Source organism: Mycolicibacterium pyrenivorans, from assembly GCF_025821625.1.
GTDB classification, from domain to species: domain Bacteria; phylum Actinomycetota; class Actinomycetes; order Mycobacteriales; family Mycobacteriaceae; genus Mycobacterium; species Mycobacterium pyrenivorans.
Genome location: NZ_JACKSH010000082.1, coordinates 1 through 24,682 on the forward strand (window position 1 = coordinate 1; position 24,682 = coordinate 24,682).

Annotated in this window: 23 protein-coding genes and 2 tRNA genes; 16 read left to right on the forward strand and 9 right to left on the reverse strand. The window is 66.4% G+C overall.

All coding sequences use genetic code 11. The annotated features are described in order from the left end of the window. The 4 genes from H7I57_RS10540 to H7I57_RS10555 all read left to right on the forward strand — a co-directional run. Window positions 1-475 (forward strand): RsmA family anti-sigma factor (locus tag H7I57_RS10540; protein WP_264023439.1); only part of this gene is annotated, 475 nt, incomplete at its 5' end. 115 nt (window positions 476-590) lie between these two features. Further along, window positions 591-1,586, forward strand: coding sequence for a thioredoxin-disulfide reductase (gene trxB, locus H7I57_RS10545; RefSeq protein ID WP_264023440.1), 996 nt, complete (start codon window positions 591-593; stop codon window positions 1,584-1,586). Then, the gene (gene trxA, locus H7I57_RS10550; RefSeq protein WP_264023441.1) at window positions 1,583-1,924 is read left to right on the forward strand and encodes a thioredoxin; all 342 of its coding nucleotides are present in this window, start codon (window positions 1,583-1,585) and stop codon (window positions 1,922-1,924) included. The genes trxB and trxA overlap by 4 nt, the downstream gene beginning before the upstream one ends. 84 nt (window positions 1,925-2,008) lie before the next feature. Next, window positions 2,009-3,196 carry an N-acetylmuramoyl-L-alanine amidase gene (locus tag H7I57_RS10555; protein WP_264023442.1) on the forward strand — a complete coding sequence of 396 codons (1,188 nt, stop codon included), beginning with the start codon at window positions 2,009-2,011 and terminating at the stop codon, window positions 3,194-3,196. Here H7I57_RS10555 and H7I57_RS10560 read toward each other — a convergent pair. The 9 genes from H7I57_RS10560 to rpmH form a co-directional block, all read right to left on the reverse strand. After that, on the reverse strand, window positions 3,193-3,939 hold the full coding sequence (locus H7I57_RS10560; protein ID WP_264023443.1) for an acetyltransferase: 747 nt from the start codon (window positions 3,937-3,939) through the stop codon (window positions 3,193-3,195). The two genes, H7I57_RS10555 and H7I57_RS10560, sit on opposite strands and share 4 nt — an antisense overlap. Window positions 3,940-4,165: 226 nt before the next feature. After that, on the reverse strand, window positions 4,166-5,200 hold the full coding sequence (locus H7I57_RS10565) for a ParB/RepB/Spo0J family partition protein (protein WP_264023475.1): 1,035 nt from the start codon (window positions 5,198-5,200) through the stop codon (window positions 4,166-4,168). A 28-nt stretch (window positions 5,201-5,228) separates the two neighbouring features. Continuing rightward, a complete protein-coding gene (locus tag H7I57_RS10570) occupies window positions 5,229-6,197 on the reverse strand; it encodes a ParA family protein (protein WP_264023444.1) in 969 nt (322 codons plus the stop codon). Further along, window positions 6,194-6,874 carry a 16S rRNA (guanine(527)-N(7))-methyltransferase RsmG gene (gene rsmG, locus H7I57_RS10575; RefSeq protein WP_264023445.1) on the reverse strand — a complete coding sequence of 227 codons (681 nt, stop codon included), beginning with the start codon at window positions 6,872-6,874 and terminating at the stop codon, window positions 6,194-6,196. Before rsmG ends, H7I57_RS10570 begins: the two co-directional genes overlap by 4 nt. A gap of 91 nt (window positions 6,875-6,965) precedes the next feature. Further along, on the reverse strand, window positions 6,966-7,607 hold the full coding sequence (locus H7I57_RS10580) for a Jag family protein (protein WP_264023446.1): 642 nt from the start codon (window positions 7,605-7,607) through the stop codon (window positions 6,966-6,968). A gap of 36 nt (window positions 7,608-7,643) precedes the next feature. Continuing rightward, window positions 7,644-8,774, reverse strand: a complete 1,131-nt coding sequence (yidC, locus tag H7I57_RS10585) for a membrane protein insertase YidC (protein WP_264023447.1) — start codon at window positions 8,772-8,774, stop codon at window positions 7,644-7,646. Next, window positions 8,767-9,078 (reverse strand): membrane protein insertion efficiency factor YidD, encoded by a 312-nt coding sequence (yidD, locus tag H7I57_RS10590; protein ID WP_264023476.1) that lies wholly within the window; start codon window positions 9,076-9,078, stop codon window positions 8,767-8,769. The genes yidC and yidD overlap by 8 nt, the downstream gene beginning before the upstream one ends. Window positions 9,079-9,101: 23 nt before the next feature. Beyond that, window positions 9,102-9,458: a ribonuclease P protein component gene (gene rnpA / locus H7I57_RS10595; RefSeq protein ID WP_264023448.1), complete on the reverse strand. Its 357-nt coding sequence runs from the start codon at window positions 9,456-9,458 to the stop codon at window positions 9,102-9,104. Between the two features lie 21 nt (window positions 9,459-9,479). After that, window positions 9,480-9,623, reverse strand: coding sequence for a 50S ribosomal protein L34 (gene rpmH, locus H7I57_RS10600; protein ID WP_264023449.1), 144 nt, complete (start codon window positions 9,621-9,623; stop codon window positions 9,480-9,482). A 604-nt stretch (window positions 9,624-10,227) separates the two neighbouring features. On the opposite strand from rpmH, the gene dnaA reads away from it, so the two are divergent. From dnaA to H7I57_RS10660, 12 genes are all read left to right on the forward strand, one after another. Next, window positions 10,228-11,715: a chromosomal replication initiator protein DnaA gene (gene dnaA / locus H7I57_RS10605; RefSeq protein ID WP_275081134.1), complete on the forward strand. Its 1,488-nt coding sequence runs from the start codon at window positions 10,228-10,230 to the stop codon at window positions 11,713-11,715. 564 nt (window positions 11,716-12,279) lie between these two features. Continuing rightward, a complete protein-coding gene (gene dnaN / locus H7I57_RS10610; protein WP_264023450.1) occupies window positions 12,280-13,470 on the forward strand; it encodes a DNA polymerase III subunit beta in 1,191 nt (396 codons plus the stop codon). A 33-nt stretch (window positions 13,471-13,503) separates the two neighbouring features. Continuing rightward, on the forward strand, window positions 13,504-14,397 hold the full coding sequence (gene gnd / locus H7I57_RS10615) for a phosphogluconate dehydrogenase (NAD(+)-dependent, decarboxylating) (protein WP_264023451.1): 894 nt from the start codon (window positions 13,504-13,506) through the stop codon (window positions 14,395-14,397). Between the two features lie 13 nt (window positions 14,398-14,410). Continuing rightward, window positions 14,411-15,571, forward strand: coding sequence for a DNA replication/repair protein RecF (gene recF, locus H7I57_RS10620; protein ID WP_264023452.1), 1,161 nt, complete (start codon window positions 14,411-14,413; stop codon window positions 15,569-15,571). Then, window positions 15,571-16,155: a DUF721 family protein gene (locus H7I57_RS10625; protein WP_264023453.1), complete on the forward strand. Its 585-nt coding sequence runs from the start codon at window positions 15,571-15,573 to the stop codon at window positions 16,153-16,155. The genes recF and H7I57_RS10625 overlap by 1 nt, the downstream gene beginning before the upstream one ends. Before the next feature lie 232 nt (window positions 16,156-16,387). Beyond that, window positions 16,388-18,421: a DNA topoisomerase (ATP-hydrolyzing) subunit B gene (gyrB, locus tag H7I57_RS10630; RefSeq protein ID WP_264023454.1), complete on the forward strand. Its 2,034-nt coding sequence runs from the start codon at window positions 16,388-16,390 to the stop codon at window positions 18,419-18,421. Between the two features lie 47 nt (window positions 18,422-18,468). Then, window positions 18,469-21,537 carry an intein-containing DNA gyrase subunit A gene (gene gyrA / locus H7I57_RS10635; RefSeq protein ID WP_264023455.1) on the forward strand — a complete coding sequence of 1,023 codons (3,069 nt, stop codon included), beginning with the start codon at window positions 18,469-18,471 and terminating at the stop codon, window positions 21,535-21,537. 49 nt (window positions 21,538-21,586) lie between these two features. Continuing rightward, window positions 21,587-22,534, forward strand: coding sequence for a DUF3566 domain-containing protein (locus H7I57_RS10640; RefSeq protein WP_264023456.1), 948 nt, complete (start codon window positions 21,587-21,589; stop codon window positions 22,532-22,534). 103 nt (window positions 22,535-22,637) lie between these two features. Next, window positions 22,638-22,711 (forward strand) — tRNA-Ile (locus H7I57_RS10645). 140 nt (window positions 22,712-22,851) lie between these two features. Continuing rightward, a tRNA-Ala gene (locus H7I57_RS10650) sits at window positions 22,852-22,924 on the forward strand. A 139-nt stretch (window positions 22,925-23,063) separates the two neighbouring features. Next, on the forward strand, window positions 23,064-23,831 hold the full coding sequence (locus H7I57_RS10655; protein ID WP_264023457.1) for an MlaE family ABC transporter permease: 768 nt from the start codon (window positions 23,064-23,066) through the stop codon (window positions 23,829-23,831). Then, a complete protein-coding gene (locus H7I57_RS10660) occupies window positions 23,828-24,679 on the forward strand; it encodes an ABC transporter permease (RefSeq protein WP_264023458.1) in 852 nt (283 codons plus the stop codon). Before H7I57_RS10655 ends, H7I57_RS10660 begins: the two co-directional genes overlap by 4 nt. The last annotated feature ends 3 nt before the right edge of the window (window positions 24,680-24,682 follow it).

Below are 24,682 nucleotides of genomic sequence, written 5' to 3' on the forward strand. Positions count from 1 at the left end.
GTCCGGCGGCCACGCCCTGCCGCGGCCGCGGCTGACCCGGGTGCAACGGGCCGGGCTCGCCATCGGGATCGGTGCCGTGGCGGCCGCGGCCGTCCTCGGCGCGGTCATGGTGACCCGCGATGACGGCACTGCGTTCCCGTCGGGACCGACGGCCGACCAGATCACCGTGGAGCAGACCGCGGACGACACCGGTTTTCCGCTGTCCGACGCCGAGCTGCGGGCGGCGCTGTCCGAGGTCGCCGACCTTGGCCCGCTGGGCGACGCGCAACGCCGCGCGGCCTGCCTGGCCGGCCTAGGCCACTCCCCCGCCCCGGAAGTCCTCGGTGGTCGATTGCTCGAGGTGTCCGGCAGGCCCGCGGTGCTGCTTCTGATTCCCGGCCAGGCGCCCGGGCAGATCCTCGCGCTCGCCGTGGAACCCGCCTGCAACGCCGTCGACACCGGGCTCATCGCCGAGCGGGAACTACCCGGGCAGTGACGACACCGACACCGCACCGGCGACGCACCGGAGAGGTATGCGGGAACACTGCGGCATACCCTGGTGTTTTACCAACGCGGTTGTTCGACCTCTTGCCGCTGGCAGAAAGGCTCTCATGACCTCCTCACCCACCGTCCATGACGTCATCGTCATCGGTTCCGGCCCTGCCGGCTACACGGCGGCCGTGTACGCAGCTCGTGCCCAGCTCAAGCCGCTGGTATTCGAGGGCTCCCAGTTCGGTGGCGCCCTGATGACCACGACGGAGGTCGAGAACTACCCCGGATTCCGCGACGGCATCACCGGCCCGGAGTTGATGGACCAGATGCGTGAGCAGGCACTTCGCTTCGGCGCGGATCTGCGCATGGAGGATGTCGACGCCGTCGACCTGGCCGGACCCATCAAGTCCGTCACCGTCGGTGACGAGACCCACCAGGCGCGCGCGGTGATCCTGGCCATGGGCGCTGCCGCCCGGCACCTGGGTGTACCCGGTGAGGACGCGCTGCTCGGCATGGGTGTGAGCACCTGCGCCACCTGCGACGGTTTCTTCTTCCGGGACCAGGACATCGCCGTGGTCGGCGGCGGCGACTCCGCGATGGAGGAGGCCACGTTCCTGACCCGCTTCGCTCGCAGCGTCACGCTGATCCACCGGCGAGACGAGTTCCGCGCGTCGAAGATCATGCTGGAGCGCGCGCAGACCAACGAGAAGATCCGATTCCTCACCAACACGGACGTCACCGCCATCGAGGGCGACCCCAAGGTGACCGGTATCCGGCTGCGCAACGCCGTGACCGGTGAGGAATCCGAGCTGGCCGTGACCGGTGTCTTCGTCGCGATCGGGCACGATCCGCGTTCGGAGCTGGTGCGCGGGCAGGTCGAGCTGGACGACGCCGGCTACGTGCAGGTTCAGGGTCGCACCACCTACACCTCGGTCGAAGGAGTCTTCGCCGCAGGCGATCTCGTCGACCACACCTACCGCCAGGCGATCACCGCCGCCGGAAGTGGTTGCGCCGCCTCCATCGACGCGGAACGGTGGCTGGCCGACCAGGCGGAGCCGGGCGAGAGAACTTCCACCTCAACAGAAGACACCGATCTGATTGGAGCACAACGATGAGCGCTGGGTCCGCTGGAACTTCGACGGTGGCGGTCACCGACGATTCGTTCTCCCAGGACGTGCTGTCGAGCAGCACGCCGGTGCTGGTGGACTTCTGGGCGACTTGGTGCGGCCCGTGCAAGATGGTCGCCCCGGTGCTCGAGGAGATCGCCGCCGAGAAGGCCGGTTCGCTGACGGTCGCCAAGATCGACGTCGACGAGAATCCGGGCACCGCCCGCGACTTCCAGGTGGTGTCGATCCCGACGATGATCCTGTTCAAGGATGGTGAACCGATCAAGCGAATCGTCGGTGCGAAGGGCAAGGCGGCACTGCTGCGCGAGCTCTCGGACGTGGTCTAGCGGCGGTCTGACGCCGCATTTCGGGGGCTGAACACCTGCCTGGGGTTTTCTCGATTCCCCAGTCGGTCTGAGAGAATGCTGCCTATGTCGAGTCTGCGTCGCGGTGACCGCGGGGGTGCGGTCACCGAGATCCGGGCCGCTCTTGCCGCGCTGGGCATGATCGAGCACCCCGATGATGACCTCACCACCGGCAAGCATGTCGCCGCAGACATGTTCGACGGCGAGCTCGATCACGCTGTCCGCGCATTCCAGCAGCACCGCGGCCTTCTCGTGGACGGCGTCGTCGGTGAAGCCACCTACCGAGCCCTGAAGGAAGCATCCTACCGGCTTGGAGCACGCACTCTCAACCACCAGTTCGGTGCACCGATGTACGGCGACGACGTGGCGACGCTGCAGGCGCGCTTGCAGGATCTGGGGTTCTACACCAACCTGGTCGACGGCCACTTCGGTCTGCTGACGCACAACGCGTTGATGTCCTATCAGCGTGAGTACGGGCTGTATCCGGACGGTATCTGCGGGCCGGAAACGTTGCGGTCCTTGTACTTTCTCGGTTCCCGAGTCACCGGCGGGTCACCGCATGCGATCCGCGAGGAGGAGTTGGTCCGCAGTTCCGGTCCGCGGCTGTCGGGAAAGCGGATCATCATCGACCCGGGCCGCGGAGGCAGCGACCACGGTCTGATCATGAACGGGCCCGCGGGTCCGATCAGCGAAGCAGATATCTTGTGGGACTTGGCAAGTCGCCTCGAAGGCCGGATGACCGCGATCGGCATGGAGACGTTCCTGTCCCGCCCGGCCAACCGCTCACCGTCGGACGCCGAGCGTGCGGTCACCGCCAACACCGTCGGCGCCGACCTGATGATCAGCTTGCGTTGCGAAGCCCAGGCCAGCCCGGCCGCCAACGGTGTAGCCTCGTTCCACTTCGGCAATTCACACGGTTCGGTCTCCACCATCGGCCGCAACCTTGCCGACTTCATTCAGCGTGAAGTGGTGGCGCGCACCGGATTACGTGACTGCCGGGTACATGGCCGGACATGGGATCTGGTCCGGTTGACCCGCATGCCCACCGTTCAGGTCGACATCGGCTACGTCACCAACCCGGGCGACCGCGCCACCCTCGTGTCTCCGGCATCGCGCGACTCGATCGCCGAAGGCATCCTCGCCTCCGTCAAAAGGCTGTACCTGCTCGGCAAGAACGACCGGCCGACCGGCACCTTCACCTTCGCCGAACTACTCGCCCACGAGCTGTCGGTCGAGCAGGCCCGCCAGGCCTAACGGCACGGGTTCGACCCGGCCCCCACCGGCTCCTCGAGCTGGGCGCTCTGCAGCAACCGCTCCAGTGCCGCCTCGACGCCGGCCTTCCATCCGAGGCCCTGTTCGAGCTCCAGCCGCAGCCGCGGAAAGTAGGTGTGGTGCGACACCACAACGAATCCCGCGTCCAACAGCAGATCGGTTCCGAGCATGCACTGCTCGACCGAGCAGTCGCCGAGGGTCGCCATCACGGGCGCGACATCCTCGGGCACCTTCGCCGGGCCGGTCAATTCGGAGGCCTCGGCTGAACGACCGAACGCCTCGAGCGCGCGCACGCCGCGCTGAACCAGATCGCCGACCACCGCCGCGATCAGCGGCCGCGACAGATCCTGTCCCCCGTGCCCGGACTCGATGCCGAGCGAGGTCAACAGGACGGCGTCGGCGCTGACGGGTCCGGTCGGAAACCGCGCCGCCCGGGGCACGGTGCGCGGCGGCGCGTAGAACGCGTAGCCCAGGCACGGCTCGTCGGTCGGCTCGAGGGTGGGGTCGCCGGCCTCCGCGCCGTCGCGGCACTCGACGGCCAACTGCCCGCAGGACCCCCACTCGAGCATGACCATCGACAGCCATGCCTCCTTCTCGAACTCCGGGTCGGACAGATGATCGTCACCCAGCGTGGTCGGGTCGACCTCCCAGTAGACGCAGCGCCGTGCATGCTTCGGCAACTGCTCGAATGCTTCGAGCCGAAGAGGCGTGATACGTGCGGCCACTACACTCCCGGGGTTCTGAGCCGTCCGATGCCGACCGAGCCAGCCGGCAACCCTTCCAGGATAGAAGGCGCGGTCCGGACGGGCCCGTGCCGGCCGACCGGTGACGCTCTGCCCGGCCGGTCCATCGAATTGGGTTGGCGCACAGCGAGTTTCCTCAGGCGGGCGGAATCGACGGCCGTTCCGGACCCGTCAGTGTCACAGTGACGTAATTCGCCGGTATGGTCGGTCACGGCGACGACGTGTTCATCAGCTCCACAATTCGCTGCAGATCGTCCACCGATCCGAACTCGACCACGATCTTGCCCTTGCGCTTGCCCAGGCTGACCGTGACCCGGGTATCGAAGGCCGACGACAGCTGTTCGGCGACATCCTGCAGGCCCGGCATCTGAATCGGCTTGCGGCGCGGAGCCGATGGTGCCGTGCCCTCGTCCCGGTTGGCCAGGGTCACGGCCTCTTCGGTCGCGCGCACGGACAGGCCCTCGGCCACGATGCGTGCGGCGAGTTCCTCCTGCTGCTCCGAGCCGCCCTCGAGTGCCAGCAGCGCGCGCGCATGTCCCGCCGACAGCACCCCGGCGGCGACCCGGCGCTGCACCGCTATCGGCAGACGGAGCAACCGGATCATGTTCGTGATCACCGGCCGCGACCGGCCGATGCGCGAGGCCAGTTCGTCGTGGGTGACGTCGAACTCCTCGAGCAGCTGCTGGTAGGCGGCGGCCTCTTCGAGAGGGTTCAACTGCACGCGATGGATGTTCTCCAGCAGTGCATCCCGCAGCATGCTGTCGTCGGCGGTTTCCCGGACGATCGCGGGGATCGTCGCCACCCCGGCCTGTTGGGCGGCGCGCCACCGCCGCTCCCCCATGACGAGTTGGTAGCGCGGGGGCCCTTCTGTCGTTGTTTCGGGGCCGGTCGTGGTGTCGGGAGTCTCCCGGACCACGATCGGCTGCATCAGACCGAACTCGCGGATGGAGTGCACGAGCTCGGCGAGTGCCTCCTCGTCGAACACCTGGCGCGGCTGGCGTGGGTTCGGATCGATCCTCGACGGGTCGATCTCGCGGTACACGGCGCCGACCGAATTCTCCTCCGCCGTGAGCGGAGCGGTTGCGGCCGGCGCGGCGGGTGGTCCACCGAACATCGCATCGGCGGCGGCGTCACCCATGCGCGGACCCGTGGTTGCCGGCCCTTCCCCGTCGGCGGGGCCCGTCGGGATCAGCGACGCGAGGCCGCGGCCCAGTCCGCTTCGCTTCTTGGCCGCGTTGTTCATCGATTCCCTCTTCTCGTCACGGGTGCGGTCATCGAGATTGTTCCCCCACTCCTCGGTGCGCAAGCTCGCGGCTCGCGTCCAGATAGCTCATCGCTCCCCTGGACCCCGGGTCGTATTCGATGATCGTCATGCCGTAGCCCGGTGCCTCGGAGACCTTCACGCTGCGCGGGATCACGGTCCGCAAGACCTTGTCTCCGAAGTGCGCCCGCACGTCCATCGCCACCTGATCGGCCAGCTTCGTGCGGCCGTCGTACATCGTCAGCACGACGGTCGTCACGTCGAGGGCAGGGTTCAGATGCGCCTTGACCATCTCGATGTTGCGCAGAAGCTGACCCACGCCTTCGAGCGCGTAGTACTCGCACTGGATGGGGATCAGGACCTCGGGCGCGGCGACCAACGCATTGATCGTGAGCAGTCCGAGAGACGGCGGGCAGTCGATGAAGACGTAGTCGAAGTTGTGGTGCTCGAGTTCGGCCAGCGCTGTGCGCAGCCGGCCCTCCCTGGCGACCATGCTGACCAGTTCGATCTCGGCGCCCGCGAGATCGATCGTCGCCGGGATGCAGTAGAGCCGGTCGTTGTGTGGGCTGCGCTGCAACGCGGACTCGATGGGGATCTCGCCGATCAACACCTCGTACGACGACGGCGTACCGGGACGGTGCTCGATACCCAGGGCGGTGCTCGCGTTCCCTTGGGGATCCAGGTCGATGACGAGCGTCCGCAGTCCCTGCAGCGCCAGGGCCGCGGCGATGTTGACGGCCGTCGTGGTCTTCCCCACGCCGCCCTTCTGATTGGCGATCGTGAAGACGCGCTGACGCGCAGGCCGGGGAAGCTGCCCTTGCGTGGCTGCCTGCATCAGCCTGACCGCTCGTTCGGCCTCCGCGCCGATGGGGGTGTCCACCTCCTGCGACGCCCACGTTTCACGTGAAACATCCCGCGGCTGGGTTTCACGTGAAACATCGCGCGGCTGCGGTTCCCGGTTGTCGGGAACTGAGGTCATCTCTGCTTCCTTCCCGGCTGCCGTCCGGTCCGCAGCGATCCCTGAGACCCTACGACCACCGTCACGGGTGGATCCACGAATCGCGCGCCACATCTCATCACCTTCACCTCGGTCACACCCAGCTTCGTCATCACGCGGCGATGCTCCCGGATCTCATCCTCGGCACGCTCCCCCTTGATCGCCAACATGCGACCGCCGGGACGCAGCAGGGCGACGCTCCACTTCGTCAGCTTGTCCAATGAGGCCACCGCTCGCGACACCACCGCATCGATCTCCCCCACTTCGTCGCGCACCGCTCGGTCTTCCGCGCGCCCGCGCACCACCGCGCACTCGATTCCGAGTTCGTCGATGACCTCACGGAGGAAGTCACTACGGCGCAGGAGCGGCTCGACGAGCGTCACGCGAAGATCCGGGCGGGCCAACGCCAACGGTATCCCGGGCAGCCCCGCGCCACTGCCGATGTCGGCGATCCGCTCGCCGGGCTCCAGAATCTCCGCCACGACCGCACTGTTGAGGACGTGCCGATCCCACACCCGGTCCACCTCCCGTGGCCCGAGCAACCCGCGCTCGACGCCGGCGCCCGCCAGCATCTGGGCGTACCGATACGCGCCCTCGACGGCATCGCCGAAGATCTCCTCCGCGGCGGCGGGTGGCGGCGGAACCTCCGCGTGTTTCACGTGAAACATCCTCCGAACTTCCGCGAGGGAACGGCCACAGGACACGCAGACGAACTACATCGATGTAACTCAGTGGGTCAAACCCCGAGGATCAATCGGTGAGGACGACGACGCGACGCGACGGCTCCACGCCCTCGCTCTCGCTGTGCACACCCTGAACCGCGGCCACGGCATCGTGCACGATCTTGCGCTCGAACGGCGTCATGGGAGACAGCTCTTCGCGCTCCCCCGTCTCCAGCACCCGGCGGGCCACCTTGTCGCCGAGCGCGGCCAGCTCGTCGCGCCGCCGTCGACGCCACTGCGCGATGTCCAGCATCAGCCGGCTGCGCTCGCCGGTCTTCTGGTGTACGGCCAACCGAGTCAACTCCTGAAGCGCGTCGAGCACCTCGCCCTTGCGCCCGACCAGCTTGGTCAGATCCCCGCCGCCGTCGATGCTCACGACGGCGCGGTCACCCTCGACGTCCAGGTCGATGTCGCCGTCGAAGTCCAGGAGGTCCAGCAGCTCCTCCAGATAGTCGCCGGCGATCTCACCCTCGGCGACCAACTTGTCCTCGAGTTCTTCTTCGCCATCGGTGGCTTCTTCGCCATCGGTGGCTTCTTCGCCATCGGTGGCTGCCTCACCTTCCGTGGCTACCTCACCCTCCACGGGAGCGTCGACTCCGTTCTCGATCGGCTCGACGTCCTCACTGCGCTCCGCCGTGTCCGACGTGGCGGCAGTTTCTGCGTTCGTCATACAAACACCTCTCCCTCGTTCGCGGTCACCCGCGCGTCAACGCTTACGTTTCTTCGGCCGAGCGCCGGGTTTCGGAGTGCGGTTCACCGCTCCGTTCCGCGCTGCAGGTTTCGCCGACTCCTGTGCAGTCGCCGCCGAATCGGGCGGCGCCACACCGTCCTTGTCCGGTGCCGTGGCGTCTGCGCCGTCTGCGGGCACGCCACCGTCCCCGGCGGTTGCCTCCGCGTCCGCGGCCGTGTCGGCGGAAGCCGCCTTCTTCTTGCGGCTCGGCTTGGCCCCGGGAGCCGGCGCGTTCGCAGCACGGCGCTCCAGTGCCTCGAGCTTCTTCTGCTCTTCTTCCTTCTCGATCTTGCCGAACACGTAGTGCTGCTGGCCGAAGGTCCAGATGTTGTTCGCCAGCCAGTACATGATCACTGCGAGGGGCAGGAACGGACCGCCGACCACGACGCCGAGTGGGAAGACGTAGAGCGCCAGCTTGTTCATCATCGCGGTCTGCGGATTCGCGGCCGCTTCAGGACTCTGCCGGGCCACCGAGGCCCGGCTGTTGAAGTACGTGGCGATGCCGGCCGCAATCATGAACGGCACACCAACCGCCACCACGGCAGGGCGGTAGAACTCGGTGAAGGCTTCCAGGCCGTGCTGCTGGATCATCGTCGCGCCGAGCGGGGCGCCGAACAGGTTGGCGTCCAGGAAGTGGCCGACGTCGGTGGCGCTGAACAGGTAGTTGCCCAGGCTGCGGTTCTCCTCCACCGACAGGCCCAGCCTGCCGATACCCGTCTGGGTCCGGTTGAAGGACATCAGCACGTGGTAGAGACCGAGGAACACCGGGATCTGCGCAAGCATCGGCAGGCAGCCCAGGATCGGGTTGAACCCGTGCTCCTTCTGCAGCTTCTGCATCTCGAGCGCCATCCGCTGACGGTCCTTGCCGTACTTCTTCTGCAGCGCCTTGATCTGGGGCTGCAGCTCCTGCATCTGCCGCGTGGTGCGGATCTGCCGGACGAACGGCTTGTACAGAATCGCGCGCAGCGTGAACACCAGGAACATCACCGACAATGCCCAGGCGAAGAAGTTCGACGGTCCCAGCAGGAAGGCGAAGGCCTTGTACCAAACCCACATGATCGCCGACACCGGGTAATAGATGATGTCGAGGCTCAACCAATTAAACACGCGTCTGACTCTCCCCTTGCTGCACCGGGCTGCTCCGGTGTTCGGTTATGCCACAGGCACACTCAGCGGCTGGGCCTCGATGCTCCGCGTGGTCGGCTTCTCGATCCGGTATCGGATCCCATCCTCCGTTATGCCATGGACCACATTTCAGGAGGCGGACCGTTGCGAGCCAACCGCCCCGGACCAATCCGAACTCCGTGAGCGCGTCGACGGCGTACTGGCTGCACGTCGGGGTGAACCGACAGGTCGGCAGACGCAACGGCGAGATGGTGTGCCGATAGAGCTCGATCATGAAGACCACCATCCGCACCGCGGCCGAACGTGGTCTCACTTGGACTCACCGGACCGCGTTCGGATGCGCTTCAGCGCTGTCCGCAACTCCTGTTCCAAGCGCGGTGAGATGGCATGCCTGCTGCTCGGTAGAGCCCGGATCACCACTCGGTCGGCAGGATCGAGGTCCTCGAGCAGGGCCCGTGCGGCATGCCGGAGGCGTCGGGACACTCGATGCCGCTGAACGGCGTTCCCCACTGCCTTCGACACGACCAGCCCGATCCGGGGCCCGGGTTCACCGGTCCGGTCGGGCCGCGTGTACAGGACGAGATCCGGTTGCGCGGCTTTCGTCCCCTGGCTCACCGTGGCACCGAACTCGGCCGACCGGGTCATCCGGTACTGCGCCGGAAGCACCGCGTCAGACCTTGCGCCGCATCACGCAGTCAGTGAACGGCGGCCCTTGCGGCGCCGATCCGACACGATCGCCCGGCCGGCGCGGGTACGCATCCGCAGCCGGAACCCGTGCACTCGCCCCCGACGGCGGTTGTTGGGCTGAAAAGTCCGCTTGCCCTTGGCCACGGCTGTCACTCCTCATTGCGTCTGGCCCCCACGCTCCGCCCGCATGAATCCTCATGACAGGCGTGACGCGGTCGGCCGTTGGTAAGCTCGTCCGTCTGACCGGCGCGGCCCCCGGCGGGGCCGGGTCGCAGCCGTATCGCCACGTGCGGGCGACTGTTCGAGGGTACTGACGAGAAATCGCTGGGTCAAACCTGCTCCCCTCCTGCTCCCCCGGCCCCCGACCAAGGTCAGAGACATCACACCAACCACAACTGTCACGCTCATCAGGAACGATTGCGCCAGCACCGAATCCGCGCCAAATTCGGCCCCCGGCAATGTTGCCGAACTGTTGGCACTCGGAGAGAAAACTGTTAGCTTCTGGCAATGCCGATTCCACACCGGGACGGCCAAAGACAACGAAGCGAGGCCACCCCGTCCGTTGCGAGCCCGCTGGATCGCAGGGTATGCATCGATCCATCGACGAGCTCCGGCCGACAGCGGCCCCGCAGGTAGACAACCAGACGACCGCGACCGTCCTCTCTCCACAGCCTGTGGATAACTTTGTGGACAGTTCGTTGTCGTCGACTTGGCCGTCCCTGGGCCGGCCGCTAGGGGGTGCGTGTCGTTGACAGCTGACCCCGACCCTCCGTTCGTCGCCATCTGGAAGAACGTCGTCGCCGAACTCAACGGTGACGGCGACGCGGTCAACGGCTCGTTGACGCCGCAGCAGCGCGCCTGGCTCAAGCTGGTCCGGCCACTGGTGATCACCGAGGGCTTCGCACTGCTTTCGGTGCCGACCCCCTTCGTCCAGAACGAGATCGAACGTCATCTGCGCGAACCGATCGTCACCGCGCTGAGCCGCCAGCTCGGCCAGCGCGTCGAACTGGGTGTGCGGATCGCTGACCCCGCCGCCGAAGGTGACGACGGGCACAACGGATTCCGCGAGCCGCCGGCCGCGCCCGATCTCGACGATCTCGACGAGGACATCGACGAAGATCTCGCCGCACGTGCCAGCGCCGAAGCCGCCTGGCCGAGCTACTTCTCCAAGCGGGCGAGCAGTTCTGCCACGAACGACGACAGCGCGATCAACCTGAACCGGCGCTACACCTTCGACACCTTCGTGATCGGCGCCTCCAACCGGTTCGCGCACGCGGCATCGCTGGCGATCGCCGAAGCGCCCGCCCGCGCCTACAACCCGCTGTTCATCTGGGGTGAGTCCGGTCTCGGCAAGACCCACCTGCTGCACGCCGCGGGCAACTACGCCCAGCGGTTGTTCCCCGGCATGCGGGTCAAGTACGTCTCCACCGAGGAATTCACCAACGACTTCATCAACTCCCTGCGTGACGATCGCCGGGCATCGTTCAAGCGCACCTATCGCGACATCGACGTCCTGCTGGTCGACGACATCCAGTTCATCGAAGGCAAGGACGGCATCCAGGAGGAGTTCTTCCACACCTTCAACACGTTGCACAACGCGAACAAGCAGATCGTCATCTCGTCCGACCGGCCACCCAAACAGCTCGCCACTCTCGAGGACCGGCTACGGACCAGGTTCGAGTGGGGCCTGATCACCGATGTGCAGCCGCCGGAGCTGGAAACCCGAATCGCCATCCTGCGCAAGAAGGCTCAGATGGATCGGCTCGACGTCCCCGACGACGTACTGGAGTTGATCGCCAGCCGGATCGAACGCAACATCCGTGAGCTCGAGGGCGCGCTGATCCGGGTGACCGCGTTCGCCTCACTCAACAAGACCGCGATCGACAGGTCTCTGGCCGAGATCGTGCTCCGTGATCTGATCTCCGACCCGTCCACCATGCAGATCAGTACCGCCGCGATCATGGCTGCCACCGCCGAGTACTTCGAGACCAGCCTCGATGAACTCCGCGGCCCGGGCAAGACCCGCGCCCTGGCCCAGTCACGGCAGATCGCGATGTATCTGTGCCGTGAACTCACCGACCTCTCGCTCCCGAAGATCGGCCAGGCCTTCGGCCGCGACCACACCACGGTCATGTACGCGGAGAAGAAGATTCGTGCCGAAATGGCCGAGCGCCGTGAGGTCTTCGATCACGTCAAGGAACTCACCACGCGGATCCGCCAGCGCGCCAAGCGCTGACCGTTCACTCCCCTGTTCGCCCTCGACTGCCGCCGGTGTGCGGTCGGATCGGGCTGATGCATGCCTCCGACGGCCCGAATCGGCGAAAAACTTCTGACCCGCTCGCCCCACTCGTCACAGCGCCGGCCTGTGCACCGACGTGTGCACAACCTGAGGTCAATCATCGAATCATCCGACGATCGCTCCCCAGCGGCTGCTGCATCCCCAGCCACTCCAAGATCACTCGCGGTGTATCCCCAGTCCGCCAACACCCCCTCACCCCCGCCGGCCAGCGCAGGACCACACTTATCCCCAGCGTCCACAGGACCTATTACTGTTACTCATCTATCTCTACGGATTTCTTCTAGAAGAAGGCGGCTGGGGAAACCCCGATCTCGGGTGCTCCGACACCCGTTACCCACCCAGATGTCGGCCCGATCGATTAGCTTTCAAGTTGGGGCCGAAAGCTCTACGGTGGTTCATCGACAGCCGTTGCGGTCGTCGTAGCGCGTCCGGACGGCGCGGCATGCGACACCGTGAAACCGCTGGTAAAGCTTTTGTCGGGGTGTGCATCGAAGGGACGCTATGAACGTGGCGACGGCAGGTCTCACGGATTTGAAATTTCGACTGACCCGCGAAGACTTCGCCGATGCGGTCGCCTGGGTTGCCCGCAATCTCCCGTCGAGGCCGACGGTGCCCGTGCTGGCAGGGGTGCTGCTCACCGGATCCGATGACGGGCTGACCATCTCGGGATTCGACTACGAGGTTTCCGCAGAAGTCCAGATCGCAGCTGAAATAGCCTCTCCTGGAAGCGTTTTGGTATCGGGTCGGCTGCTCTCCGATATCGTGCGGGCGCTGCCTGCGAAGCCGGTTGACGTCAGCGTCGAAGGCACCAGGGTGTCGCTGACCTGCGGTAGCGCCAGGTTTTCGCTGCCGACCATGGCGGTGGAGGACTACCCGACGTTGCCCACCCTCCCCGAGGAGACGGGCGTGGTGTCCTCGGAGCTTTTCGCCGAGGCCATCGGACAGGTGGCCGTGGCCGCCGGCCGTGACGACACACTGCCCATGCTGACCGGTATCCGCGTCGAGATTTCCGGCGAGAAGGTGGTTTTGGCTGCTACCGACCGTTTCCGGTTGGCCGTCCGAGAGTTGACCTGGTCGACCGACGCGGCTGGCGTGGAGGCCGCGGTCCTGGTGCCTGCGAAGACGTTGGCCGAAGCCGCGAAGGCGGGCACCGACGGCGACGACGTGCACCTGGCGCTGGGGTCGGGTACCGCGGTGGGCAAGGAGGGGCTGCTCGGGATTCGGAGCAAGGGCAAGCGCAGCACCACCCGGCTGCTGGACGCCGAGTTCCCGAAGTTCCGCCAGTTGCTGCCCAGCGAACACACCGCGATCGCGACGATCGCCGTCGCCGAGCTGACCGAGGCGATCAAGCGCGTCGCCCTGGTCGCCGACCGCGGAGCCCAGGTCCGGATGGAGTTCGCCGACGACGTGCTGCGGCTGTCGGCCGGTGCCGACGACGTGGGGCGGGCCGAAGAGGATCTGCCCGTGCAGTTCTCCGGGGAACCGCTGACGATCGCGTTCAACCCGACCTATCTGACCGAGGGCCTCGGATCGTTGCACGCCGAGCGGGTGACCTTCGGCTTCACCACACCCAGTCGGCCTGCGGTGTTGCGCCCGGCGGGAGACGATGACGCCAGTGGCGGCAGCGGTCCCTTCCCGGCGGCGCAGACGGACTATGTGTACCTGTTGATGCCGGTACGTCTTCCCGGCTGATCCGCGAGACCGAACACGAGAAGGGGCGCTGATATGCAACTGGGTCTCGTCGGCCTCGGCAAGATGGGTTTCAACATGCGTGCCCGTCTGCGCGAGGGAGGCCATGACACCGTCGGCTACGACCCGCGACCGGAGGTCTCCGACGTCGGATCCCTCGAGGAGCTCGCTGCCGCGTTGGCGGCGCCCCGCGTCGTGTGGGTGATGGTGCCGTCGGGCACAGTGACCGAGCAGACCATCTCGGCGCTGGCCGACGTGCTCAGCGAGGGCGACCTGGTGATCGATGGCGGCAACTCCCGTTACACGGAGGACGCACCGCATGCGAAGTTGTTGGGAGACAAGGGAATCTCCTTCATCGACGCGGGTGTCTCCGGCGGTGTCTGGGGTTTGACCGAAGGCTACGGGCTGATGGTCGGCGGCAGCGACGCCGACATCGAACGCGCGATGCCGATCTTCGACACGTTGCGCCCGCCGGGACCGGTCGAGGACGGATTCGTGCACGTGGGTCCTGTCGGGGCCGGGCATTTCGCCAAGATGGTGCACAACGGTGTCGAATACGCGCTGATGACGGCGTACGCCGAGGGCTACGAGATGCTGGCGGCCGAGGACCTCGTGAAGGATCCGCAGGCGGTGTACCAAGCGTGGACGAACGGCACGGTGGTGCGGTCATGGCTGCAGCAACTGCTGGCCAGGGCGCTCAAGGAGGATCCGGAACTCGCCGAGATCAGTGGGTACACCGAGGATTCCGGTGAGGGCCGCTGGACGGTGGAGGAAGCGATCCGGCTACGGGTTCCGGTGCCCAGCATCGCCGCGGCGCTGTTCGCCAGATTCCTTTCTCGCCAGGACGATTCGCCGACGATGAAGGCCGTCGCGGCACTGCGGAACCAGTTCGGCGGGCACGCCGTCAAGCGAGTCAGCGAATCCGGGTGACCGAGGTGTATCTGTGCATGTACGTCACCTTGCACTGACCGACTTCAGGTCATGGGCGCGAGTCGAGATCGACCTCGAGCCAGGCCGCACGGTGTTCGTCGGCTCCAACGGGTACGGCAAGACGAACCTCATTGAAGCGCTGTGGTATTCAGCGACTCTGGGTTCTCATCGGGTGGCCTCCGACGCACCGTTGGTTCGCGCAGGCGCCGACCGCGCGGTCGTATCCACGATCGTGGTCAACGAGGGCCGTGAGCTCGCGGTCGATCTGGACATCACCTCGGGGCGGGCCAATAAGGCACGGTTGAACCGGTCCCCGGTGAGGTCGGCCCGCGAAATCCTCGGTGTGCTGCGGGCGGTGTTGTTCGCCCCGGAGGATCTTTCCCTGGTCCGCGGTGACCCGAGCGAGCGGCGACGCTACCTCGACGAACTGGCCACCACCCGCAGGCCACGGATCGCGGCGGTCCGCGCCGACTACGACAAGGTGGTTCGCCAGCGGACCGCCCTGCTCAAGACCGCGGCCGCGGGCCGCTACCGCGGTGACCGCGGTGCGCTGGAGACACTCGACGTCTGGGACGGTTACCTCGCGGCCCACGGTGCCCAATTGGTCGCTGCGCGGGTGGAACTGGTGAACGAGCTGGCCCCCGAGGTGGAGAAGGCCTACCAACTGCTGGCGCCGACATCGCGGCCGGCGACCATTCGCTATCGCAGTGGCGTCGAGGTCGTCGAGAAGGAGGCGGCCGCGGGGAACGGCGACGTCGAGGTGTTCGAGGCGGCGTTGCTCGACGCGCTGAGCCGTCGCCGCGAGGCGGAGCTGGAACGCGGGGTCTGTCTTGTCGGACCCCACCGGGATGATCTGGAGTTGCGGCTCGGTGAGCAGGTCGCGAAGGGATTTGCCAGTCACGGCGAATCGTGGTCGGTGGCGTTGGCGCTGCGGCTGGCGGCCTACGAACTGCTGCGGGCGGAAGGCGGAGACCCGGTGTTGTTGCTCGACGACGTGTTCGCCGAACTCGACAGTGCCCGCAGGGAGGCTCTCGCCCAGGTCGCGGCATCCGCCGAGCAGGTCCTCGTGACCGCGGCCGTGGATGAGGACATCCCGGCGGACTGGGATGTGCGGCGTATCCAGATCACCATGCGTGACGACGACGACGCCGGACGGATCTCCGAGGTGCAGTGATGGACGACGACGAGAACGAGAACGAGAACGAGGCCCCCGCCGAGGCGGTCGGCCCACCGCCCGAGCTCGCCGGTCTCAAGGGCATGGATCTGGTGCGCCGCACGCTCGAGGAGGCGCGGGGCGCCGCCCGGGTACAGGGAAAGAACGTGGGACGCGGGCGGCACGCCCCCACCGGCGGCCGGGTCGCGGGCAACAGCAGGCGCCGGTGGTCCGGTCCGGGGCCCGACGGGCGGGACCCGCAACTCTTGGGTGCGGCCACCAGTGACCTGGCGCGCAGTCGGGGGTGGAACCGTCGGGTGGCCGAGGGTTCGGTCTTCGGTCGGTGGCGTTCTGTCGTCGGTGAGCAGATTGCCGCGCATGCCGCCCCGACATCTCTGAACAGCGGCGTGCTCACCGTGTCGGCCGAATCGACGGCGTGGGCGACCCAGCTGCGGATGGTGCAGTCGCAGCTTCTCGCCAAGATCGCGGCCGCCGTCGGTGACGGGGTGGTCACCTCGTTGAAGATCGTCGGCCCGGTGGGGCCGTCGTGGCGCAAGGGGCCCTACCGGGTGCCGGGTCGAGGGCCGCGTGACACCTACGGATAGATCGATCCCTACCACTGGCTGAGAGCGCCGACAAGCATTCATCCACAACTCTCAAGCGTCGGGACGTATGGATAATCGAGAAATTCCACAGACGGCGCAAATAGGTGTGCAGAAACGCCGCCTCAGAGTCAGTGCTGGCGGTGGCTGACGGTAGACTCGACGGGAGATCCGCGAGGGGCCGTCGTCCCTCGGCACACGATCCCCCGCGAAAGACCAAGGAGACGCGTTCAACGTGGCTGCCCAGAAGAAGAGCGCATCCAAAGAATACGGCGCTTCCGCCATCACGATTCTGGAGGGTTTGGAAGCCGTCCGGAAACGCCCGGGCATGTACATCGGCTCCACCGGAGAGCGCGGCCTGCACCACCTGGTCTGGGAGGTCGTCGACAACGCGATCGACGAGGCGATGGCCGGCTACGCCACCAAGGTCGACGTCAAGATCCTCGGTGACGGCAGCGTCCAGGTCACCGACGACGGCCGCGGCATCCCCGTCGAGATGCACTCAAGCGGCGCACCCACCGTCGACGTCGTCATGACCCAGTTGCACGCCGGCGGCAAGTTCGGCGGCGAGAACAGCGGCTACAACGTCAGTGGTGGTCTGCACGGCGTCGGCGTCTCGGTGGTCAACGCCCTGTCCACCCGGCTCGAGGCCACCATCCTGCGCGACGGCTACGAGTGGTTCCAGTACTACGACCGCTCGGTGCCCGGCACCCTCAAGCAGGGCGGCCCGTCGAAGAAGACCGGCACGACGATCAGGTTCTGGGCGGACCCCGACATCTTCGAGACCACCGAATACGACTTCGAGACCGTCGCGCGGCGCCTGCAGGAGATGGCCTTCCTCAACAGGGGGCTCACCATCGAGCTCTGCGACGAGCGCGTCACCGCCGAGGAAGTGGTCGACGACGTCGTGAGCGACACCGCCGAAGCCCCGAAATCGGCGGACGAGAAGGCCGCCGAAGCGGCCGGCCCCCACAAGGTCAAGCGTCGCACCTTCCACTACCCCGGCGGCCTGGTCGACTACGTCAAGCACATCAACCGCACCAAGACCCCGATCCAGCAGAGCATCATCGATTTCGACGGTAAGGGCGCCGGTCACGAGGTCGAGATCGCCATGCAGTGGAACGCCGGCTACTCCGAATCGGTGCACACCTTCGCCAACACGATCAACACCCACGAGGGCGGCACCCACGAAGAAGGTTTCCGCAGCGCGCTCACCACGGTGGTGAACAAGTACGCCAAGGACAAGAAGCTGCTCAAGGAAAAGGATCCGAACCTCACCGGCGACGACATCCGCGAGGGGTTGGCGGCCGTCATCTCAGTCAAGGTCAGTGACCCGCAGTTCGAAGGCCAGACCAAGACCAAGCTCGGCAACACCGAGGTGAAGTCGTTCGTGCAGAAGATCTGCAACGAGCAGCTGTCACACTGGTTCGAGGCCAATCCCGCCGAGGCCAAGACCGTTGTCAACAAGGCGGTTTCGTCGGCGCAGGCCCGGCTGGCCGCGCGCAAGGCCCGTGAGCTGGTGCGCCGCAAGAGCGCCACGGACATCGGCGGGCTGCCGGGCAAGCTGGCCGACTGCCGCTCGACCGATCCGACGAAGTCCGAACTGTATGTGGTGGAGGGTGATTCGGCCGGCGGCTCGGCCAAGAGCGGCCGCGACTCGATGTTCCAGGCGATTCTCCCGTTGCGCGGCAAGATCATCAACGTCGAGAAGGCCCGCATCGACCGCGTGCTGAAGAACACCGAAGTCCAAGCGATCATCACCGCACTGGGCACCGGCATCCACGACGAGTTCGACCTCTCCAAGCTGCGGTACCACAAGATCGTGCTGATGGCCGACGCCGACGTGGACGGCCAGCACATCTCGACGCTACTGCTGACACTGCTGTTCCGGTTCATGAAGCCGCTCATCGAGAACGGGCACGTCTTCCTGGCGCAGCCCCCGCTGTACAAGCTCAAATGGCAGCGCTCCGAACCGGAGTTCGCCTACTCCGACCGGGAACGCGACGGACTTCTGGAGACGGGCCGGGCGGCCGGGCGCAAGATCAACACCGAGGACGGCATCCAGCGCTACAAGGGCCTGGGCGAGATGGACGCCAAGGAACTGTGGGAGACGACGATGGACCCGTCGGTCCGCGTGCTGCGCCAGATCACCCTCGATGACGCGGCGGCAGCAGACGAACTGTTCTCGATCCTCATGGGCGAGGACGTCGAGGCGCGGCGCAGCTTCATCACCCGTAACGCGAAAGACGTTCGCTTCCTGGACGTTTGAGTCCACCCAGACGAGTTGACGGCTAGCTACAGCGATCAGAGGACGAGATGACAGACACCACGCTGCCCCCCGGCGACGAAGCCGGAGACCGCATCGAACCGGTCGACATCCAGCAGGAGATGCAGCGCAGCTACATCGACTACGCGATGAGCGTCATCGTGGGCCGCGCACTACCGGAGGTCCGCGACGGTCTCAAGCCGGTGCACCGCCGGGTGCTCTACGCCATGTTCGACTCGGGATTCCGGCCCGACCGCGGCCATGCGAAGTCGGCGCGGTCGGTCGCCGAGACGATGGGCAACTATCATCCCCACGGCGACTCGTCGATCTACGACACCCTGGTGCGGATGGCGCAGCCGTGGTCGCTGCGCTACCCACTGGTCGACGGCCAGGGCAACTTCGGTTCGCCGGGCAACGACCCGCCGGCCGCAATGAGGTACTGCGTCACGGGTGATGCTCTTGTGGCGCTGCCCGATCGCGAATTCGTCCGACTCGGGGATATCGTTCCTGATGCGAAGCCGAACTCGGACAACGACATTGAGCTGAAGGTGCTGGACCGGCACGGACTGCCCGTCGTCGCGAACCGACTTTTTCACTCTGGTGAGCATCCGACGTATACGGTGCGCACCGAGAACGCATGCGAAGTGACAGGTACCGCGAACCATCCGCTTCTGTGCTTGGTCGACGTCGGAGGCGTGCCCACGTTGCTGTGGAAGCTGATCGAGGAGATCACCCCGGGCGACGTGGTGGCGATGCACGCCGAAAGTACGGTTTCTGATAGGAATCCGTCGAATCTCGTCATAAACCGTGCGCTCGCGTGGCTTTTCGACGTTCACGGCGCCGACCCGGACGTCCGCGCTATTGCGACGGATCTGACTGACGGCCGCTTTTATTACGCAAAGGTTGCCGCCGTCGTCGAGGCCGGTGTGCAACCCGTCTACAGCCTGCGCGTTGACACGGAAGACCACTCGTTCATCACGAACGGGTTCATCAGCCACAACACCGAGGCCCGGCTGACCCCGTTGGCCATGGAGATGTTGCGCGAAATCGACGAAGAGACAGTCAACTTCGTCCCGAACTACGACGGTCGGGTGCAGGAACCCACGGTTCTTCCCAGCCGGTTCCCGAACCTGCTCGCCAACGGTTCGGGCGGCATCGCGGTCGGTATGGCCACCAACATCCCACCGCACAACCTGCGTGAGCTGGCCGAGGCGGTGTACTGGTGCCTGGACAATCACGAGGCCGACGAGGAAGCCACCCTCGAAGCGGTGTGTGAGCGCGTCAAGGGACCCGACTTCCCCACGCACGGACTGATTGTCGGCTCGCAAGGCATCCACGACGCCTACACCACCGGCCGCGGGTCCATCCGGATGCGCGGCGTCGTCGAGATCGAGGAAGACGCGCGGGGCCGCACGTCGATCGTCATCACCGAGCTGCCGTACCAGGTCAACCACGACAACTTCATCACGTCGATCGCCGAGCAGGTCCGCGACGGCAAGATGGCCGGCATCTCGAACATCGAGGACCAGTCCAGCGATCGCGTCGGCCTGCGCATCGTGGTCGAGATCAAGCGCGACGCCGTCGCGAAGGTCGTGCTGAACAACCTCTACAAGCACACCCAGCTGCAGACCAGCTTCGGCGCCAACATGCTGTCGATCGTCGACGGCGTTCCGCGCACGCTGCGCATCGACCAGATGATCCGCTACTACGTCGAGCACCAACTCGATGTGATCATCCGGCGCACCACCTACCGGCTGCGCAAGGCCAACGAGCGGGCCCACATCCTGCGCGGTCTGGTCAAGGCCCTCGATGCGCTCGACGAGGTCATCGCGTTGATCCGGGCGTCCGAGACGGTCGACATCGCGCGGGCCGGCCTGATCGACCTGCTCGACATCGACGACATCCAAGCCCAGGCCATCCTCGACATGCAGCTGCGCCGCCTGGCCGCCCTGGAACGCCAGCGCATCGTCGACGACCTGGCCAAGATCGAGGCCGAGATCGCCGACCTCGAGGACATCCTGGCCAAGCCGGAGCGCCAGCGCGCGATCGTGCGCGACGAGCTGAAGGAACTCGCCGACAAGTACGGCGACGACCGCCGGACCCGCATCATCCCGGCCGACGGAGACGTCGCCGACGAGGACCTCATCGCGCGTGAAGAGGTCGTCGTCACGATCACCGAGACCGGTTACGCGAAGCGGACCAAGTCCGACCTGTACCGCAGCCAGAAACGCGGCGGCAAGGGCGTTCAGGGCGCCGGCCTCAAGCAGGACGACATCGTCAACCACTTCTTCGTCTGCTCCACCCACGACTGGATCCTGTTCTTCACCACGCAGGGCCGGGTGTACCGGGCGAAGGCCTACGACCTGCCCGAGGCGTCCCGCACGGCGCGTGGCCAGCACGTCGCCAACCTGCTGGCCTTCCAGCCGGAGGAGCGTATCGCCCAGGTCATCCAGCTCAAGACCTACGAGGACGCGCCGTACCTGGTGCTCGCGACCCGCAACGGGCTGGTGAAGAAGTCCCGGCTGGTCGATTTCGACTCCAACCGCTCCGGCGGCATCGTCGCGGTCAATCTGCGCGACGGTGACGAACTGGTGGGCGCGGTGCTGTGCTCGGCCGACGACGACCTGCTGTTGGTGTCCGCGAAGGGTCAGTCGATCCGGTTCTCGGCAACCGACGAGGCGCTGCGTCCGATGGGACGGGCCACCTCGGGCGTGCAGGGCATGCGGTTCAACGAAGAGGACCGCCTACTGTCCCTAAACGTCGTGCGAGAGGACACGTACCTGCTGGTCGCGACGTCCGGTGGCTACGCCAAGCGGACCGCGATCGAGGAGTACACCGCGCAGGGCCGCGGCGGCAAAGGCATCCTCACCATCCAGTACGACCGCAGGCGTGGCACTCTGGTCGGAGCGCTGATCGTCGACGACGAGACCGAGTTGTACGCGATCACCTCCGGAGGTGGCGTCATCCGGACCAGGGCACGACAGGTGCGCAAGGCCGGACGGCAAACCAAGGGGGTGCGCTTGATGAACCTCGGTGAGGGCGACACACTGATTGCCATTGCGCGCAACGCCGAAGAGGACGCCGAGGATGACGCGGCCGACGAGTCGGACGACGCGTAATGCGACGCCGGCTGGTCATGCAGTCGGCACTGAGCTGAAGGAGCCGTAGGTGAGCTCACCGAAAGAGCCGGGACACCCGCGTGCGGGTGAAGGACCCGGCGGAGCCAACGGCTCCGCCTCAGGATCCTCGGGTGCCGGCCAGGAAAGTGGCTCACTCGGAAACGCGGCAAGCCGCGGCGGCCCGGGACCGTCGGGGCCCGCCCAGGCGCGCGACTCCGACGTTCCGCCGTGGCAGCGGGGCCCGGCCGCCCGCGCCCAGCATCCGCAGCCACCCGACGCGCCACCGCATGCCGACGGACCCCGGGGAAACCCAGCGGGTCTGGACGCCCGGCTGAACCGGTTCATCTCCGGAGGGTCGACACCCGCCGGCGCGCCCGAGGCCGAGCCCGCGACCCGCGGCGATCGCACCGACGTGGTGCGTGCCGAGGCGGTGCGTCCTGCTCCGGGCTCCCGCCCCGACAGTGGTTCCGGTGCCTACGCGAGCGAGCTGCCGGATTTGTCGGGACCACCCCCCCGGCCGCAGCAACAACGCAAACCGGCGGACCGACCGTCCGGCGAGCATTCGCCGACGCCCGCCGCGAAAGCACCCGCGTCGGGCCGGGGCGTTCAGGTCGCCACCCGGCAGCACCGGGGGCCGGTGCGCGCGAGCATGCAGATCCGCCGCATCGATCCGTGGAGCGCGCTGAAGGTGTCGCTGGTGTTGTCGGTCGCGATGTTCTTCGTGTGGATGATCGCCGTCGCGTTCCTGTACCTGGTGCTCGGCGGAATGGGTGTGTGGAGCAAGCTGAACAGCAACGTCGGCGACCTGCTCACCAGCGCCAGCGGCAGCGCCGGCGGTGAGCTTGTCTCCAGTGGCACGATCTTCGGTGGGGCCGCATTGATCGGCTTGGTGAACATCGTGCTGATGACCGCCGCGGCGACCATCGGGGCGTTCATCTACAACCTGACGACCGACCTGGTGGGCGGTGTCGAGGTGACCCTCGCCGATCGCGACTGACGTTCGCAGGCGCGGCGTTCGGGCTTGGTTTGGGTGACGGCTCACCCGTGCGGTAATCTCGTCGCTCGGCCCCCGCGCGCGAGGGTCCCCCGGTGCGGGTCTCGGGGCTATAGCTCAGGCGGTTAGAGCGCTTCGCTGATAACGAAGAGGTCGGAGGTTCGAGTCCTCCTAGCCCCACGGAAAGGTGCACGTCGATGAAGATGGTGCTTCTGTTCGGTGCCGCAGTCGCCGCGGCCGCCGCCCTGATGGTGTGGCGGACTCAGCACGGCGCCGAGGTGTGGCACACCGCAGCCGATACGCCTTCCCGATAACGACCGGGGGCCTTAGCTCAGTTGGTAGAGCGCTGCCTTTGCAAGGCAGATGTCAGGAGTTCGAATCTCCTAGGCTCCACAAGAAATTGTTGCGGCCGGCGGCTGGACAGTAACCAGAGTTACGACACGCGGTGGTCAACACGCGATGCAGCCCTCACGGTCCGATAATCTCCGGACAGATCCGCGCTCTGCTCAAGCAGAAGCAAGGAGGGGCGCCGGTGATTTCAACAGATGTCGCGTTGAAGCCGCTACGTGGCATCGGCGAGTTCTACGCCACGGCATTGGACACCGGGGTGGCCATGTTCAAGCCTCCGTTTGCGTGGCGAGAGTTTCTGCTGCAGACCTGGTTCGTGGCGCGAGTCTCGATCGTTCCGACGCTCATGCTGGCAGTTCCCTTCACGGTGCTCGTCGTATTCACGCTCAACGTCCTGCTGGTCGAGTTCGGTGCCGCCGACTTCTCGGGCACCGGTGCAGCGACCGCCTCGGTCACCCAGATCGGCCCGATCGTCACCGTCCTCGTCGTCGCAGGCACAGGGGCGACGGCGATGTGCGCGGACCTGGGCGCCCGCACCATCCGTGAAGAACTGGATGCGTTGCGGGTCCTCGGTATCGATCCGATCCACCGACTGGTGGTTCCCCGGGTGCTGGCGGCCACCGTCGTCGCGGTCTCTCTGGTGTCACTCGTCACCATCGTCGGATTGGCCGGCTCCTTCGCCTTCGCGGTGTTCGTCCAGCATGTGACCCCGGGTGCGTTCGCAGCGGGGCTGACGCTGTTGACCGGTCTGCCCGATGTGATGCTCGGACTGGTCAAGGGGGCACTGTTCGGGATGGCGGCCGCGATGATCGCCTGCTACAAGGGCATGTCGGTGCGCAGGGGGCCGCAGGGCGTCGGCAATGCCGTCAACGAAACCGTCGTGTATTCGTTCATAGCGCTGTTCGTGATCAACATCGTCACAACCGCTGTCTTCTACACGGGCACGGAGTGACCGGCGCCGCCGGCCAGCGGTCCAGGTGGCTCGCCGGCACGGTGCGCGCCGTGGCCGGCGGCTGGAATCGCGTTGGCACGCAGATCGCATTCAACGCCAGATCCGTGCGCGAGGTTCGGATCTCCTTCTCCCGGTACAAGAGAGAAATCCTACGACTCATCGCGCAGATGAGCCTGGGCACCGGCGCGCTGGCGGTGATCGGTGGCACGGTGGTCGTCGTTGGCTTCCTCACTTTGTCGACCGGCGCGGTGGTCGCCGTCCAGGGCTACAACCAACTGGCCGGCATCGGGGTGGAGGCGATGACGGGGTTCATCTCCGCCTACGTCAACGTCCGCATCATTTCGCCGGCCGTAGCGGGCATCGGTCTGGCCGCCACCATCGGCGCTGGAGCGACGGCGCAGCTGGGCGCAATGCGAATCGCCGACGAGATCGATGCCCTCGAGGTCATGGCGGTCCGATCGGTGGCGTACCTCGTGTCGACCCGCGTGGTCGCCGGAGTGGTGGTGGTGATCCCGCTGTACTGCGTGGCGATGGTGTGTGCATTTCTGGCGGCCCGGTTCGGGACGACCGGGTTCTACGGGCAGTCAACCGGTGTCTACGACCATTACTTCAATACGTTCCTCAATTCGACCGATCTGCTGTGGTCTTTCCTCACGGTGGTTCTCATGGCGGTGGCCGTCATGCTGGTCCACACCTACTACGGCTACAACGCCTCCGGGGGACCTGCGGGGGTCGGTGAAGCGGTCGGCCACGCGGTACGCACGTCCCTGATCGTGCTGACGCTGCTGCTCCTGGCAATCGCGCTGTCCGTGTACGGGCAGTCCGGCAACTTCCACCTCTCGGGGTAGCCG

Excerpts from the sequence above, each read along its gene's own strand:
- trxB (WP_264023440.1), top strand. The coding sequence starts at position 591 with ATGACCTCCTCACCCACCGTCCATGACGTCATCGTCATCGGTTCCGGC.
- yidD (WP_264023476.1), bottom strand. The coding sequence starts at position 9,078 with ATGGTGGTCTTCATGATCGAGCTCTATCGGCACACCATCTCGCCGTTG.
- gnd (WP_264023451.1), top strand. The coding sequence starts at position 13,504 with ATGCAACTGGGTCTCGTCGGCCTCGGCAAGATGGGTTTCAACATGCGT.
- H7I57_RS10570 (WP_264023444.1), bottom strand. The coding sequence starts at position 6,197 with ATGACCTCAGTTCCCGACAACCGGGAACCGCAGCCGCGCGATGTTTCA.
- trxA (WP_264023441.1), top strand. The coding sequence starts at position 1,583 with ATGAGCGCTGGGTCCGCTGGAACTTCGACGGTGGCGGTCACCGACGAT.
- H7I57_RS10555 (WP_264023442.1), top strand. The coding sequence starts at position 2,009 with ATGTCGAGTCTGCGTCGCGGTGACCGCGGGGGTGCGGTCACCGAGATC.
- dnaN (WP_264023450.1), top strand. The coding sequence starts at position 12,280 with ATGAACGTGGCGACGGCAGGTCTCACGGATTTGAAATTTCGACTGACC.
- H7I57_RS10565 (WP_264023475.1), bottom strand. The coding sequence starts at position 5,200 with ATGAACAACGCGGCCAAGAAGCGAAGCGGACTGGGCCGCGGCCTCGCG.
- H7I57_RS10625 (WP_264023453.1), top strand. The coding sequence starts at position 15,571 with ATGGACGACGACGAGAACGAGAACGAGAACGAGGCCCCCGCCGAGGCG.
- H7I57_RS10580 (WP_264023446.1), bottom strand. The coding sequence starts at position 7,607 with ATGACGAACGCAGAAACTGCCGCCACGTCGGACACGGCGGAGCGCAGT.
- gyrA (WP_264023455.1), top strand. The coding sequence starts at position 18,469 with ATGACAGACACCACGCTGCCCCCCGGCGACGAAGCCGGAGACCGCATC.